This window comes from Variovorax paradoxus, from assembly GCF_000834655.1.
Taxonomy (GTDB): Bacteria; Pseudomonadota; Gammaproteobacteria; order Burkholderiales; family Burkholderiaceae_C; genus Variovorax; species Variovorax paradoxus_F.
Genome location: NZ_JXQQ01000017.1, coordinates 39,645 through 55,041, shown reverse-complemented (window position 1 = coordinate 55,041; position 15,397 = coordinate 39,645). Strand labels below are relative to the sequence as shown.

The window sequence follows — 15,397 nt, the reverse complement described above, 5'->3', positions numbered from 1 at the left end:
GTCAGTTGCTCCACGGCTTCGCGCGCGGCTTGTGGCGCATGAAACCGGCGCTGCCAAGGCAAGGGACACCGCGGAACGGGCTTGGCCCGGCCGCTGGTGCCGCCCCCTGGAAGGGGGTTGGCGCAGCGACACGAAGTGCGCGAAGACTGGGGGTGAGTTTCATCCTAGGCGTTGAAGTACCAGCGGATCGAGTGAAAAAAGATCGGCGCCGCGAAGCACAGCGCATCGACGCGGTCCAGGAGGCCGTTCGCGCCGGTCACGCCCACGCCCTTCTTGCCCCAGTTCGGAATGCCACGGTCGCGCTTGAGCGCCTTCATCACCAGGTGCCCCATCGAGCCCGCGATGCAGGCGATGACCGACACCGCCAGCGCCTGGCCGAACTTGAACGGCGTGATGAACGAGAACAGCGCGCCCACCAGGCTCGCCACCACGATGCCGATGCCCCAGCTGGTCCAGTTGAAGCTGCGGCTCACGTTGGGCGCGAACGGCGCGCGCTGCGTGCGGCGCGAGATGACGTGCTGCACCAGCACCGAGGTCTGCACCACGAACACCAGGAAGAACACGAGGAACGCGCTCTTGCCCTCGTAGCCGGGGAAGCTCAGGAGCAGCAGCGCAGGCACATGGCTCATGCCGTAGACGCAGACCATGATGCCCCACTGCAGCTTGGCGTTGCGTTCGAGGAAGTGGCTCGGGTCGTTGGCCAGCGCGCTCGCCACCGGGATCGCGAGGAACACGTAGACCGGGATGAACACGGTGAAGAGATCGAAGCGCGCGGTCGCCACGAGCCAGAACTGGATCGGCAGCACCACGAAGAACGCGAGGATCAGGCTGCGGTGGTCGCCGCGCCGCGTGGGCGAGAGCGTAATGAACTCGCGCAGCGCGAAGAACGAGATCAGCGCGAAGAGCACCGTCGCCACCGTTTCGCCGAGCGCCCAGCCGATCCAGAAGACCACCACCATGAACCAGGTGGTGCCCAGCAGCGCGCGAAAGTGCGCGAGCTCGGCCTGCCAGGTGGCGTCGTGCACCGGGTTGCGCTTTTCCCTGAAGCTCAGGAAGAAGGCCGTGGTGCTGATGACGACCAGCACGCCGAAGATGATGAGAAAGAGCGCCGCGACCTGCTGGGTCGGGGTGAGGCTGCGCAGGAACTGGTTCATGTCGTCAGACGTCGCGCAATGCGATCACCGCGGCGCGCGCGCGATCGAGGAAGGGGCGGCGCTCTTCGCCGTCCTCGACGCGAAGCGGCGCGCCGAAGGTGACGGAGCAAAGAATGGGCACCGGCACGATCTCGCCCTTGGGCATGACGCGCTGCACGTTGTCGATCCAGGCCGGCACGAGCACCACGTCGGGGAACATCGTCGCGAGCGTGTAGAGGCCGGACTTGAACTTCTGCGGCTCGCCCGTGTGGCCGCGCGTGCCCTCGGGAAAGATGATGATCGAGTCGCCGCTTCGGAGCGCCTCGACGAGTGGCGCGAGCGGGTCGGACACGGGTGCCGCGGGTTCGGCCGGTGGTGCCGGTTCCGCAACGGATGGCGGCGGCGCGATAGGTGCGGGCGGCGGTGGTGGCGGTGGCGGAAGGTCGAGTTCTCCCTGCAGTTCGTTCACGGCTTCGGCGATGGGCGGCGTGGCCGGCAGCAGCGGTTCCATCGACGGCTCGATGCGTTCGGCGGGCGATGCCACGGCCGCAGGTTGGGGCGCCGGCTCGGCCTGCACCGACTCGGGTGCAACTGCTGCAGCAGGCGCCGCGGCCGCACGCTCCACGTACACCGCATTGAACACCTCCGTCGTGATCCAGCGCTTGACCGGCGTGTTGGCCCAGTAGTCGCGCGCAGCGATCGGCCGCGTGATGCTGCGCAGTTCCTCGGGCAGGGCCGCCCAGATCATCACGAGGTCGGCGTGGCTCTGGTGGTTGGCGAAATAGATGCGCTGCTCGGCTTTCGGTGGGCAGCCGTACCAGCGCGCCTGCGCGCCCGTGAGCAACCGGACGATTCCCAACAACAACCAACCTGTGAGCTTTGCCAGCATATGGGCGCGATGATACGGGCCATGCGATGGCGTTTCGATCCTCTTTCACTCGTGTGGGCGGTGGCCCTGTTCATTGTTCTTGCGCTGCTGGCCACCGTCGGCGCGCGATGGGGATGGCTGCGGAGTTTCTTCGGCGATGTGCTGGCGGTGGTGTGGGTCTACTTCGTCTTCAAAACCTTCATCGCCGCGCGCGTCCTGCCGCTCGCACTGGCCGCGCTCGGCGTGGGCTGTGCGGTGGAACTGGGCCAGTTCCTCGCGTCGGCCTGGCATCTGCACATTCCGAACCGGGCCCTGCGCATCGTGCTCGGCAGCACCGCCGATTGGTGGGACGTGGTGGCCTACACGATCGGCTTCGCGGCCGTGCTGGCCCTCGAAGCGCTGCGTGCGAAGTTCGGGATCAGGGCAGCTCGGCCGACGCCATCCGCGCCACGACCGTCGACGCCCGTCCGCTGAGGTACGGCGAGCCGGGCCGGCGCTCGAAGAACTTCGGGCTCGGCAGCATCACCGCGAGCCGTGCGGCCTCGTTGGCGCCCAGGCGCGAGGCGGGCTTCTTGAAGTAATACTGCGACGCGGCCTCGGCGCCGAACACGCCTTCGCCCCATTCGACGTTGTTCAGGTAGATCTCCAGGATGCGGCGCTTGTCGAGAAACACCTCGAGCAGCGTCGCGAGCACCAGCTCCTGGCCTTTGCGCAGCATCGTGCGCTCGCCCGAGAGCAGCAGGTTCTTCGCCAGCTGCTGTGTGATGGTGGAGCCGCCGCGCAGGCGCACGGGCTGCATCGGCTTGCCGCGTGCCGCGGCGCGGGCGGCGCGCTTGGCTGCGAGCTCCTCGGCCTTCGCGTTGCGCTGGCGCGCGCGTTCGATGGCCTCCCACTCCACGCCGTTGTGATCGACGAAGCCGGCGTCTTCGCTCGCGATCACCGCGCGCTTGAGCGTGTCGTTGATCTGCGCATACGGCACCCACTCCTGGCGCCAGCCGCCCTCGCTGCCCTTCTGGCGCGCGACCTGCCAGGCCGCGGAGCGCTGGAACGCGGTGCTCTGCGGATCGATCACCGCCATGGCCGCGATGCGCACCACGAAAAACAACTCGAGCGCGATGCCCGCTACCGCAAGGCAGGCGATGAGGCGCAGCACGGCCTTCATGGGTTCAGTGGCCGGCGGCGAGCGACGCGCGCAGCTCGGCCAGCACCTGTGCCGACGGCGGGCGCTCGCCGCGCCAGATCTCGAACGATTCGGCCGCCTGCTCGACGAGCATGCCGAGCCCGTCTCGCGGCACCGCGCCATGCGCCTCGGCCCATGCCATGAAGCCCGCGGCCGCGGGGCCGTACATCATGTCGACCGCGAGCGCGCCGGGGCGCAGCACGTTGGCGCTCACCGGCACCGCGTCGCCGACGAGGCTGGAGGCGGTGGCGTTGACCACCACGTCGAAGGCGCCCGGCACTTCGTCGAGCGCCCAGGCTTCGAGCGTGGCGCCGTGGCCGAGCGCGAGCGCCGCATGGCGCTGGACCACCGCGATCGCCTTGTCGACGGTGCGGTTGGCCACCACGATGCGCGAGGCGCCTGCGTCGAGCAGCGGGCCCAGCACGCCGGCGGCGGCACCGCCGGCGCCGATCAGCAGCAGCGCCTTGCCCGCGAGCGGCACGCCCGCGTTGCGGACGATGTCGTTGACCAGGCCGATGCCGTCGGTGTTGTCCGCGTGGATGCTGCCGTCGGCCTCGAAGCGCAGCGTGTTGACCGCCTGCGCAAGCGTGGCGCGCGCGCTCGTGTGCTCGGCCAACGCGGCGGCCTCGAACTTGAAGGGCACGGTGATGTTGCAGCCGCGCGCGCTGTCGCCGCGTTCGGCGGCTTCCCGGCGGAAAGCGGCAATGCCTTCGGCGAAGGCGCCCAGCGGAATCAGCCGGCGGCCATAGTCCATCTGCTGGCCGCAGAGTTCGGCAAAGCGGGCATGGATGCGCGGCGAGCGGCTGTGCTCGACGGGGTTGCCCATGACGCAGTACAGATCCATGGCGGCGGTCTCGCTGTTCTTCTTTACTGGGAGATTTCCATCGTGCCGTCGCGCGCGAAGCGGAACGTGCCCTGGATCACCATCTGGTCGGCCTGTTCCTGGCGCATCGCGCTCGTGAACTTGCCGAAGTTGCCGGTGCTGACGACGATGGCCTGTGCCCGGCGGTCGAGCGCGATGTTGCCCGAGCTCTGGTCGACCACGGTGGCCAGCACGTTGCCGTCGAAGTTGACGGTCATCGTCATCTTGAGCTCGCCGTACAGCTTCTTGCCAGCCAGCTCGGGGAAGTTTTCCGCGGCGCGCGCCTCGACGCGGCGCAGCATGGTGTCGACGTACACCGCGAAGGCGGCTTCGCGCGTGGACGGGCTGATGTAGCGCTTCTTGGGGCGCGAGTTTTCCTCGTTCACGCGGCGCTCGATCTGGGCCAGCAACTCGACCATCTGGCGGCGCTTTTCTTCCTGCGCGGCAGCTTCGGTCGGGTCGCCCGCGGTACGCGGATCGCGCACCGGCATGGCGGCGATGTCGCGCCGAAGCTGCGTGATCATCTGCATCTGCTCGGCCTGCAGGGCGTCGACCTGCTTGCGCGCGTCCTCGAACGAATCGCCCACGGCGGTGAAGCTCGACGGCGGCAGCGGGCTGGTCGCGCGCCCCTTGTCGAGGTCGCCGCCGCCCGCGAGCGAGGTCTGCGCCATCAGCTTGGCATTCGCGTCGGGGCGCTCCTTGGTCTTGCTGTTGACCAGGATCACCTCCAGCGGCGTGTCGGTGAACGCGCGGTTGAACGACTCGGGATCGACGAAGCGCACCGCCAGCAGCGCGGCATGCGCAATGACCGACACGCCCAGGGCAATCTGCAGCGTGCTGAGGTCCTTGAAGTTCATTCTCGAAACTCCTCCAGGGGCTGCATTTCTCCGGACGTTCCGCCGAAGTTCATGCAGGTGTGTTTTCCGGCGCGGCCTCGCTGTCGCTCAGATCGACGGCAATGGCGATCGGGCCGGCGACTTCTTCTTCATCCTCGCCGCTCTCGTCCTCGGCCGAGGCATCGGTCTTCGGCGCATCGAGGCGTTCGAGCACGGTGCCGCTCACATCGAGCGCGATCTCGTCGATCTCGCCGAGCTTCACGCGCAGGCGCGCACCGCGCTCCTGCTGGCCGGCGACCGGAAACACCAGCGGCAGCGCATCGGCACGCACCAGCGCGCCGTTGGGGATGTCCTTGATGACCGTCGCTTCGAGCTCGGTGATGCCGTTCTGCTGCAGGTACTTGAGCGTCCAGAAGCGTTCCATGCCGCCCTGGTAGCCGTTGTACGTGGCATAGGCGGCGTCGAAGCCCGAGAGGATCGAGAACAGGTCGGCGTCCTTCGGCTTGAAGGGCGCAGCCAGCGCGGCGGTCTTGCCGTGGCGGGCGGCCGCGATGATCTGCCACTGGTTCACCAGGTCGGTGTAGCGGCGCAGCGGCGAGGTGCTCCACGCGTAGCTCTTCACGCCCAGGCCTGCATGCGGCAACGCGCGCGTGCCCATGCGCACCTTGATGCCGGGTGCCAGGCTCGCCTGGCTGCGGTAGAGCCCGGGCACGCCGAGCTCGCCCAGCCAGCCGCCCCAGCTGCTGTTGGCCAGGATCATCGCTTCCGAGACGATCAGGTCGAGCGGTGCGCCGCGCTGGCGCGTCGTGATCTGCACCTGCTCGTTGCCGGTGGGCTCGTTGCCGTCGTTGCCGACGAGGCGGAAGTTGTAGTCGGGCCGGTTGAAGTTCTCGGGCTTGCCGCGCACCACCTCGCGCTGCGCCTTCAATTGCTTGGCGAGGCGGAACAGGAAGGAGAGCGGGGCGCGAAGTTTCGCGGCGGCCTCGGGCGTGTTTTCGCTCGTGACCGCGGCGTCTTCAAGCCAGGGTTGCGTGACGACGCTGTCGAGCTGGTCGTGGCGCAGGTTGGCGACGATCGGCACGCGTTCGAGCCTGGTCTCGGTGCCTTGCAACTCCAGCGTGGCTTCGTCGAAGCGTGCATAGAGCGACACAGCCGGGCGGTCGGCGCCTTCGAGCAGCGTGTAGGTGTCGACCACGTCGTCGGGCAGCATCGTGATCTTGTAGCCCGGCATGTAGACCGTCGACATGCGTGCGCGCGCGACGTTGTCGATGGCGCTGCCGGGCGTGAGCGCCAGGGCAGGCGCCGCAATGTGGATGCCGACCGTGACGGTGCCGCTGCCAAGACCTTGCACCGACAACGCATCGTCGATTTCGGTGGTCTGCGAATCGTCGATCGAGAAGGCCTCGACGCCGGTGGCGACGGGCAGCTCGTCCACGATGGCCGGCGCCGCGAGCGCGGGAAAGCCGGTGCCCTTGGGGAAGTTCTCGAACAGGAAGCGGCGCCAGTGGAACTGGTAGGGCGAGTCGATCGCGCCGGCACGCTCCAACAGGTCGAGCGGCGGGCGCTGCGTGGCGCGCGCGGCGTCGACCACGGCCTTGTATTCGGGGGCGTTCTTGTCGGGCTTGAACAGGATCTTGTAGAGCTGCTCGCGGATCGGCGGCGGGCACACGCCCTCGGCCAGTTGTCCGGCCCACTCGACGATCTGCGCCTGGATGACTTTCTTCTTCTCGATGGCGGCGAGCGCCTGCTGCACGATCTCGGCCGGCGCCTTCTTGAAGCGCCCCTTGCCCGCGCGGCGGAAGTAGTGCGGCGCCTCGAAGAGCGCGAACAGCGCGGCGGCCTGCTGCGCCAGCGAGGGCTTGTCGCTGAAATAGTCGGCAGCCAGGTCGGCGAAGCCGAATTCGCCTTCGGCCGCGAATTCCCAGGCCAGATCGAGGTCCATCGCGGCGGCGAGCGTGCGCGCCTCGGCGATCAACTCGGCCGGGGACGGTTTCTCGAAACGCAGAACGATGTTGGCGCCCTTGACCTTGACGCGCTTGCCGGTCTCGAGCTCGACCTGCGCCGAGGCTTCGGCCTCCGACAGGACGCGGCCACCGAGGTACTTGCCGGCTTCTTCAAACAATACAAACATCCGGCGATTGTCCCACGCGAGGAATGGGCTCTCCCCCAGGCTTGCCCACTTCGTGTGGCCGCCAACCCCTTCCAGGGGCAACACCTGCGGCACGGCAGAGCCGGTTGCGTGGTGCTCCTGGAGTTCAGACAGGGTTGATGAACGCCATCACGTCATCGAGGTGCGCGGACTCGAAATCCGACAGCGCATGGTCGCCGCCTTCCAGCAGCTTGACGTTGCTGTCCGGGTAGCGGGCCGACATCTCGTGCCAGTCGAGCGCTTCGTCGCCCTTGGCGATGATGGCGAAGACGCGCTCGGGCCGCGTGAGCGAGCCGACTTCCATGGCGCGCAGTTCGTGGATGTATTCGGGCCGGAAATAGAAATGCTCGGCCGGGTCGTGCCAGACGGTCTGGTCGCCGATGTAGCGCGTGAGGTCGCGCGCCGGATGCACGGCCGGGTTGAGCAGCACCGCGCGGCAGCGCGTCATGCCGGCGACGTAGGTGGCATAGAAGCCGCCCAGCGACGAGCCGATCACCGCCATCGACTTGCGCGGCCATTGCGCAATGCCTTTCATCACCATGTCGATGGCGTCGTGCGGCGAAGGCGGCAACTGCGGGCACCACCACTGCAGGTTCGGATGTGCGTGTGCCACGCGCTGCGCCACGAGCCGCGCCTTCGTCGAACGGGGCGAGGAACGGAAGCCGTGCAGGTACAGCAGATGGGTGGTTTGCGGGTCCATGGGGGGAAGGGAGGGAAGGTGCGAACGCCGCACCTCGCTGGCGGAAGCGCGGTGATTTTGCATGAGGTCCGTGCCCGCAAAACGGCTCGCGGCATTCAAAAACCCTGCCGCGATGGGTTCTTCGGGAAGGCGATGACTCATAACGACTTACACCGCGTGAACACCTCGCCGGCCCCGGCCCTGCGTCGGCCGTCTGGCTGGAATCCGAAAGTATTCATGGGCTGCTCCTCGTTGCCGCCGTCGCGCGCGCGGCGGTGAACCAGCTGCAAACAAAATTGAAAACGCCCGATTCTCGGGAGGCGATTCCTGCCGCACATCCCATGAAAGGGGTATGCATGTACGCCATTCGGCGGGCCCTCGAGGCTTATGCTCGTGCCCATGAACACAGAGGCACTGGATGACGGGACGCTGCGCCGATGGGGCGTGCTCGTGGTCGAGGACGACAGTCGCGCGCGCGCTTTCTTCGAGGCGAGCGTGCAGCGCAGCCCGCGTCTTTTCTGGCTCGGCAGTGCGGGCACTGTGCAAGAGGCGCTGGGCTGGCTCGCGCGCACGACGACGATTCCCGATGTCCTGCTGGTGGACCTCGGCATGCCCGACGGCACGGGCCTGGACGTGATCCGCGACGCCGTTGCGCGCTTTCCGGGCTGCGAGCCGCTGGTGGTGTCGGTCTTCGGCGACGAGGAGAACGTGCTCGCCAGCATCGAGGCCGGCGCCGTGGGCTACATCCACAAGGACGCCGCGCCCGAGGACATCGCGCAGACCATCGTGGAAATGAAGGCCGGCGCATCGCCGATCTCGCCCATGATCGCGCGCCGCGTGCTGGCCAAGTACCGCAGCCTGCAATCGGCCAGCATCCCCGGCCCGGGCCTGGCCGCACCCGAGGCGGCCTTCGAAGACAGCGAGCGCGGCCTGCTCTCGGCGCGCGAGCACGAGGTGCTGACGCTGATCGCGCGCGGTTTCTCGTATGCGGAAATCGCGCGGCTCAAGGGCCTGAGCGTGCACACGGTGCAGACGCACATCAAGAACCTCTACGGCAAGCTCGCGGTGCATTCCAAGAGCGAGGCGGTCTTCGAGGCCACGCGCCTGGGCCTGCTGCCTCACCCGGGCTGAGGACGGATGCTGGCGAGGCTGGCATCGCTGCTCTCGCTGTGGCTGGCCATGCTGGCGGCGGGCGCTGCGGGCACGGGGGCTGCGGCGGCAGAGACGCTCCAGGCCGCCGATGGCTCGATCGAACTGCGCCGGGGCACGATCACGACGTCGGTCGACGGCATCACGCGCACCGGGCCGGTCGAACTCTCCTACCACTGGGACCGCCAGCACCGGGGCCAGCCCGGCCTTGCGAGCTTCGACCTGCCGCTCACCCTTGCAGCTGCGCCGGAAACGCCCTGGGGCATCTTCATTCCCCGCGTCGGCAATGTCTTCGAGGTGCAGCTGAACGGGGCGCTGCTGCAGGTCTACGGCGACATGAGCGTGGGCAACGAGGCCGACTACGCCAAGGCGCCGATCTACGTGCCCGTGCCCGGTCGCCTGCTGCAAGCCGGCGAGAACCACCTGCAGATCCGCTTGCGCGCCGACAGCGCCCGGCGCGCCGGGCTCTCGCGCGTGGTCGTCGGCCCCGCGACGCCGGTGCGCACCGAATTCTTCGAGAGCGCCTATGCGTGGCGCTTTACCGGCTCGGTGCTGCTCACGGCCTTCAGCCTGATCGTCGGCAGCATCGCGCTGGCCCTCTGGCTCACGCAGGTCGACACCGGCGCCGTGGGCCGCCACCGGCGTGACGGCATCTATCTGTGGGCGGCGCTCGCCGAGTTCTGCTGGGCAGTCCGGGTGGCCGACGGCGTGATTGCCGAGCCGCCGCTGCCCTGGGTTCCTTGGGGCGTGCTAATGGCCGCCTGCTACGCGGGCTGGGCGGCCTCGGCCATGATGTTCTGCTACCACCTCGCGGGCTGGGCCCGCAATCCCCGGCTGCAGTGGCTGCGCTGGCCGCTCGCCGCCGTCGTCGCCGGAACGGTGGTGGCGAGCACGCTGGCGCTGCAGCGCGAGCAACCGGTGTGGCTCACCGGCTGGCTCGCCATCGAGATCGTGATCATCGGCGTCTTCGTGAGCGGCTTCGTGGTGTCCACGGTGCGCCATCCGAGCACCGAGCGGATGCTGGTGGCCCTCGCGGCGCTCGTGACGGTGGCCTTCGGCGTGCGCGACTGGCTGGTGATCCGCCTGAGCGACGCCTACGGCGAGACCACCTGGGTGCGCTATTCGTCGATCTTCTTCGGCATCGCGCTGCTGCTGATCGTGCTGCGGCGCTTTCACGCCGTGAGCACGCAGGCGCGCGGATGGGTCGCGGCGCTGGCCGACCGGGTGGCGCAGCGCGAGCGCGAACTGGCGTCGACCTATGCCGAGCTCGAACAGGTGGCGCGCGACCAGGCCCGCACCCACGAGCGCGAGCGCATCCTGCGCGACATGCACGACGGCGTGGGTTCGCACATCAGCTCGGCGATCCGGCAGCTGCAGTCGGGCCAGACCAGCTCCGAGGAACTGCTGCGCACGCTGCGCGACTCGCTCGACCAGCTCAAGCTCTCGATCGACTCGATCCACCTGCCGCCGGGCGACGTCGGCGCGCTGCTGGCAGCGCTGCGCTACCGGCTGGAACCCCGGCTGGCGGCGGCGGGCATCGAATTCGAATGGGCCGTGGACGAGGTCGCGCCGGTGCAACTGCTCGACGCGCATGCCATGCGGCAACTGCAGTTCCTGCTGTTCGAGGCCATCTCCAACGTGCTGCAGCATGCGCAGGCGAGCGTGCTGCGGATCGAGGCTGACATGCAGGGCGACACGGTGCGGCTCCGGGTCATCGACAACGGCCGGGGCTTCGACGCCTCGCAGGTGCCCAGGGCCCTGTGGGAGCGCGCCGGGGCCATCGGCGCGCGGCTGTCGGTCGAAAGCCGACCGGGGCGCACGGTCGTTCAACTGGCTTTTGGCTGAAACGGGTTTCGGGGCGCGGATAATCCGCCCCCATGTCCGCCGTGTTCAATCAGCCCTCCCTGGCGCGCCGAATCGCGCCCATCTTCCAGGGCTTCGACGGCTTTCTGGCCTTCGCCGTGCTGCTCCTGGCCTTCGCCGGGTTGCTGACCATGTATTCCTCCGGGTACGACCACGGCTCGCGCTTCGTCGACCATGGCCGCAACATGCTCCTGGCCGGCTTCATCATGTTCGTGGTGGCGCAGGTGCCGCCGCAGCGGCTGATGATGTTCGCGGTGCCGCTCTACGCGGCCGGGGTGGCGCTGCTGATCGCGGTGGCGCTCTTCGGCATCACCAAGAAGGGCGCCCAGCGCTGGATCAACATCGGCGTGGTGATCCAGCCCAGCGAAATTCTCAAGATCGCCATGCCGCTGATGCTGGCCTGGTGGTTCCAGCGGCGCGAAGGCCAGTTGCGGCCGCTCGATTTCGTGGTGGCCACGGTGCTGCTGGCGGTGCCGGTCGGGCTCATCATGAAGCAGCCTGACCTGGGCACCTCCCTGCTGGTGCTGGCCGCGGGCATGGCGGTGATCTTCTTTGCCGGCCTCCCCTGGAAGCTGATCGTGCCGCCGGTGGTGATCGGCGCCATCGCCGTGACGCTGATCGTGAGCTTCGAGTCGAGGTTGTGCACCGACGGCGTCGACTGGCGGGTGCTGCACGACTACCAGAAGCAGCGCGTGTGCACGCTGCTCGACCCGAGCAAGGACCCGTTGGGCAAGGGTTTCCACATCATCCAGGGGATGATCGCCATCGGCTCGGGCGGCGTCGGCGGCAAGGGCTTCATGCAGGGCACCCAGACGCACCTCGAATTCATTCCCGAGCGCACCACCGACTTCATCTTCGCCGCCTATTCCGAGGAATTCGGGCTGGTGGGCAACCTGGCGCTGATCTCGGCCTTCATCCTGCTGATCTTCCGCGGGCTGGCCATCGCGACCAGCGCGGCGACCCTGTTCTCGCGGCTCCTGGCAGGGGCGGTCACGATGATTTTCTTCACCTATGCCTTCGTCAACATGGGCATGGTGAGCGGGATCCTGCCGGTGGTGGGGGTGCCGCTGCCCTTCATCAGCTACGGCGGGACGGCGATGGTGACGCTGGGGCTGGGCCTGGGCATCCTGATGTCGATCGCCCGGGCCCGGAAGCTCGCGCAGAACTGAGTCCGGAAACACCGGGGAGCCGGCTCTGCCGGGCCTCGGGTGTTGCCCCCGGCCGGGGGAAGGCGAAAGCGACGCGAAGTGCGCGCCAGCCTGGGGGCGAGCAATAATCGACCATGATCTCCCGCGAACCCACCATCGAGCGCCTCGCCACAGCCCAACAACTCCTGCTCACGCCATTCGGCCTGGACGAATCGCACCTGAGCAAGGCCCTGGCCGAGATCACCTCTCACAAGGTGGACGACGCCGACCTCTATTTCCAGTACACGCGCAGCGAAGGCTGGAGCCTCGAAGAGGGCATCGTCAAGACCGGCAGCTTCAGCATCGACCAAGGCGTCGGCGTGCGCGCGGTCAGCGGCGAGAAAACCGCCTTCGCCTATTCGGACGATATTTCCGAGGCGTCGCTCCTCGATGCGGCCCGCACCGTCCGCTCGATCTCCTCCGCCGGCCGCACCGGCCGCGTGAAGACGCCGACCCGCAAGATCGCCTCGAGCCGCTCGCTCTACAACGGCGTCGATCCCATTTCCACGCTCGACAGCACGGCCAAGGTCAAGCTGCTCGAAAAGACCGAGAAGCTGGCGCGTTCGCGCGACCCGCGCGTGGCCCAGGTCATGGCGGGCCTGGCGAGCGAATACGACGTGGTGCTCGTGGCGCGCGCAGACGGCACGCTGGCCGCCGACGTGCGTCCGCTGGTGCGCCTGTCGGTCACCGTGATCGCCGAACAGAACGGCCGGCGCGAAGTCGGCTCCGGCGGCGGCGGCGGGCGCTTTGGCCTGGCCTATTTCGACGACGAGAAGATCGCCGAATACGTCGACCAGGCCGTGAAGGCCGCGCTGACCAACCTGGACGCCCGGCCGGCACCGGCCGGCGAGATGACAGTGGTGCTCGGCTCCGGCTGGCCCGGCATCCTGCTGCACGAGGCGATCGGCCACGGGCTGGAAGGCGACTTCAACCGCAAGGGTTCGAGCGCGTTCTCGGGCCGCATCGGCCAGCGCGTGGCGGCCAAGGGCGTCACGGTGCTCGACGACGGCACGATCGCCGACCGCCGCGGCTCGCTCAACGTCGACGATGAGGGCAACGCCAGCCAGCGCAACGTGCTGATCGAGGACGGCATCCTCAAGGGCTACATCCAGGACTCGATGAATGCCCGCCTCATGAAGGTCAAGCCCACCGGCAACGGCCGCCGCGAGAGCTATGCCCACGTGCCGATGCCGCGCATGACCAACACCTACATGCTGGGCGGCGACAAGGACCCGCAAGAAATCGTGGCCAGCATCAAGAAGGGCCTCTACGCCACCAACTTCGGCGGCGGGCAGGTCGACATCACGAGCGGCAAGTTCGTGTTCTCGGCCAGCGAGGCCTTCTGGGTCGAGAACGGCAAGATCCAGTACCCGGTCAAGGGCGCGACCATCGTGGGCAACGGCCCCGACGCGCTCACCCGCGTGACCATGATCGGCAACGACATGGCGCTCGATTCGGGCGTGGGCACCTGCGGCAAGGAAGGCCAGAGCGTGCCCGTGGGCGTCGGCCAGCCGACCCTTCGGATCGATGGGTTGACCGTGGGCGGAACGGCCTGAAGGCTTGTTAAGCTGCGCTCCTTCACAAACAAGGAAGGAGCATTCGATGAGGAACAACAAGATCAATTCGTCTGCGGCCCTGTGGGCTGCGGCTGCCGTGGTCGTGCTTGCGAGCGCCGGTTGCGCATCGCGCGGCGGAGCCGGCGCCAGCCAGCCTGCGGCGGCACCGGCCCCCGCACCCGCGGCTTCGGCGCGCAGCGGTTCCGGCGCCGGCATGGACGGCCGGGGCAACGTGACCGATTCCTCCAAGGTCGAAGCCGGCAGCGGCCGCACGGTCAAGGGCCTGAACGGCTACGAAGGCGAAATCACCGGCAACCCCGCGCGCAACAGCAAGTTCACCCGCCTGCAGATCGGCATGAGCGCCAAGCAAGTCACCGACATCGCCGGCGCGCCGACCGACCAGGGTGCCTACGTGACGGGCAAGGCCTTCATTCCGTTCTATTTCGGCAGCGATCGCCATCGTTTCGAGATGACCTACAAGGGCCAGGGGCGGCTGATCTTCGCGGGCGGCGGCATGGGTGAATACACCAGCGGCAACCTGATCTGGATCATTCACAACCCCAACGAATCGGGCTACCGGTAAACCACGCCCCGGACCCGGCCGCTTGACCGGGTCTTTATTTTCCGTGCTACATTCCGCCCCTATGTCCGCCCTCCGCGCTTACTTTTTTGCCTACTTTTGGTTCCCGGTTTTCGGCGGACGAGAGGCGAGCGCGTAAAGCAAACGAACACCCTCCAAAACCGCCGGCGCCCCAAGCCCCGGCGGTTTTTTTATGCCCTGACGATATTCACTCCAACAAGGAACAGCACCATGAGCACGAACACTGCCCCGGCCAGCGACAGCTGGTATGCGAGCGTCGAAAAAACCAGCAAGACCGACGACGAACGCATCAAGGACATCAACGTGCTGCCCCCTCCTGAACATCTGATCCGCTTCTTCCCGATCCGCGGCACGCCGGTCGAAACGCTCATCGAGGGCACCCGCCGCAGCATCCACAACATCATGGCCGGCAAGGACGACCGGCTGCTGGTGATCATGGGCCCCTGCTCGATCCACGACCCCGCCGCGGCGCTCGAATACGCCCGCCGCCTGAAGGTCGAGCGCGAAAAATACGCCGGCACCCTCGAGATCGTGATGCGCGTGTACTTCGAGAAGCCGCGCACCACTGTCGGCTGGAAGGGCCTGATCAACGACCCGTACCTGGACGAGAGCTTCCGCATCGACGAGGGCCTGCGCATCGCGCGCCAGTTGCTGATCGACATCAACCGCATCGGCCTGCCGGCGGGCAGCGAGTTCCTGGATGTGATCTCGCCCCAGTACATCGGCGACCTGATCGCCTGGGGCGCCATCGGCGCGCGCACCACCGAAAGCCAGGTGCACCGCGAGCTGGCCTCGGGCCTGTCGGCCCCCATCGGCTTCAAGAACGGCACCGACGGCAACATCCGCATCGCCACCGACGCCATCCAGGCAGCGGCGCGCGGCCATCACTTCCTCTCGGTGCACAAGAACGGCCAGGTCGCGATCGTGCAGACCAACGGCAACCGCGACTGCCACGTGATCCTGCGCGGCGGCAAGGCGCCGAACTACGACGCCGCCAGCGTCGAAGCCGCCTGCAAGGACCTCGAAGCCGCGAAGCTCCCGCCCACGCTGATGGTCGACTGCAGCCACGCCAACAGTTCCAAGCAGCACCAGAAGCAGATCGATGTGGCCAAGGACATCGCGGGTCAGATCGCCAGCGGCTCGAACCGCGTGTTCGGCGTGATGGTCGAGAGCCACCTGCAGGCGGGCGCCCAGAAGTTCACGCCGGGCAAGGATCAGATCTCGGGCCTCGAATACGGCAAGAGCATCACCGATGCATGCATCGGCTGGGACGATTCGGTGCAGGTGCTCGAGACGCTGTCGCAGGCCGTCAAGGCCCGCCGCGGTTGAAGGAA

The 15,397-nt window shown here is 67.8% G+C and carries 14 protein-coding genes; 7 read left to right on the top strand and 7 right to left on the bottom strand.

Features of this window, described 5'->3' with window-relative positions; genetic code table 11:
• Nucleotides 1–164: 164 nt before the first annotated feature.
• A complete protein-coding gene (locus RT97_RS08570; protein WP_042578362.1) occupies nucleotides 165–1,154 on the bottom strand; it encodes a phosphatidate cytidylyltransferase in 990 nt (329 codons plus the stop codon).
• A 4-nt stretch (nucleotides 1,155–1,158) separates the two neighbouring features.
• Nucleotides 1,159–2,022, bottom strand: coding sequence for a lysophospholipid acyltransferase family protein (locus RT97_RS08565; protein ID WP_042578361.1), 864 nt, complete (start codon nucleotides 2,020–2,022; stop codon nucleotides 1,159–1,161).
• Between the two features lie 9 nt (nucleotides 2,023–2,031).
• Here RT97_RS08565 and RT97_RS08560 point away from each other — a divergent pair, with 9 nt between their 5' ends.
• Nucleotides 2,032–2,475 carry a DUF2809 domain-containing protein gene (locus RT97_RS08560; protein ID WP_042578396.1) on the top strand — a complete coding sequence of 148 codons (444 nt, stop codon included), beginning with the start codon at nucleotides 2,032–2,034 and terminating at the stop codon, nucleotides 2,473–2,475.
• Here the strand turns inward: RT97_RS08560 and RT97_RS08555 are convergent.
• The 5 genes from RT97_RS08555 to RT97_RS08535 form a co-directional block, all read right to left on the bottom strand.
• Nucleotides 2,420–3,163, bottom strand: a complete 744-nt coding sequence (locus tag RT97_RS08555; protein WP_042578360.1) for a transglycosylase domain-containing protein — start codon at nucleotides 3,161–3,163, stop codon at nucleotides 2,420–2,422. The two genes, RT97_RS08560 and RT97_RS08555, sit on opposite strands and share 56 nt — an antisense overlap.
• Nucleotides 3,164–3,167: 4 nt before the next feature.
• Nucleotides 3,168–4,025, bottom strand: a complete 858-nt coding sequence (gene aroE, locus RT97_RS08550; RefSeq protein WP_042578359.1) for a shikimate dehydrogenase — start codon at nucleotides 4,023–4,025, stop codon at nucleotides 3,168–3,170.
• Nucleotides 4,026–4,048: 23 nt separating this feature from the next.
• A complete protein-coding gene (locus tag RT97_RS08545) occupies nucleotides 4,049–4,900 on the bottom strand; it encodes an energy transducer TonB (RefSeq protein WP_042578358.1) in 852 nt (283 codons plus the stop codon).
• A 49-nt stretch (nucleotides 4,901–4,949) separates the two neighbouring features.
• Nucleotides 4,950–7,010 carry a ribonuclease catalytic domain-containing protein gene (locus tag RT97_RS08540; RefSeq protein WP_042578357.1) on the bottom strand — a complete coding sequence of 687 codons (2,061 nt, stop codon included), beginning with the start codon at nucleotides 7,008–7,010 and terminating at the stop codon, nucleotides 4,950–4,952.
• Nucleotides 7,011–7,134: 124 nt separating this feature from the next.
• Entirely contained in the window at nucleotides 7,135–7,728 is a 594-nt protein-coding gene (locus RT97_RS08535; protein ID WP_042578356.1) for a YqiA/YcfP family alpha/beta fold hydrolase, read from the bottom strand.
• A 366-nt stretch (nucleotides 7,729–8,094) separates the two neighbouring features.
• Here RT97_RS08535 and RT97_RS08530 point away from each other — a divergent pair, with 366 nt between their 5' ends.
• The 6 genes from RT97_RS08530 (at nucleotide 8,095) to RT97_RS08505 (ending at nucleotide 15,392) form a co-directional block, all read left to right on the top strand.
• Complete coding sequence (locus RT97_RS08530; RefSeq protein WP_042578355.1) at nucleotides 8,095–8,838, top strand: response regulator transcription factor; 744 nt, start codon at nucleotides 8,095–8,097, stop codon at nucleotides 8,836–8,838.
• A 6-nt stretch (nucleotides 8,839–8,844) separates the two neighbouring features.
• Complete coding sequence (locus tag RT97_RS08525; RefSeq protein ID WP_042578354.1) at nucleotides 8,845–10,701, top strand: sensor histidine kinase; 1,857 nt, start codon at nucleotides 8,845–8,847, stop codon at nucleotides 10,699–10,701.
• Nucleotides 10,702–10,733: 32 nt separating this feature from the next.
• The gene (rodA, locus tag RT97_RS08520) at nucleotides 10,734–11,888 is read left to right on the top strand and encodes a rod shape-determining protein RodA (RefSeq protein ID WP_042578353.1); all 1,155 of its coding nucleotides are present in this window, start codon (nucleotides 10,734–10,736) and stop codon (nucleotides 11,886–11,888) included.
• 113 nt (nucleotides 11,889–12,001) lie between these two features.
• A complete protein-coding gene (tldD, locus tag RT97_RS08515) occupies nucleotides 12,002–13,462 on the top strand; it encodes a metalloprotease TldD (RefSeq protein WP_041942779.1) in 1,461 nt (486 codons plus the stop codon).
• Between the two features lie 46 nt (nucleotides 13,463–13,508).
• Complete coding sequence (locus RT97_RS08510) at nucleotides 13,509–14,045, top strand: hypothetical protein (RefSeq protein ID WP_042578352.1); 537 nt, start codon at nucleotides 13,509–13,511, stop codon at nucleotides 14,043–14,045.
• Between the two features lie 228 nt (nucleotides 14,046–14,273).
• Nucleotides 14,274–15,392 (top strand): 3-deoxy-7-phosphoheptulonate synthase, encoded by a 1,119-nt coding sequence (locus RT97_RS08505; RefSeq protein WP_042578351.1) that lies wholly within the window; start codon nucleotides 14,274–14,276, stop codon nucleotides 15,390–15,392.
• The last annotated feature ends 5 nt before the right edge of the window (nucleotides 15,393–15,397 follow it).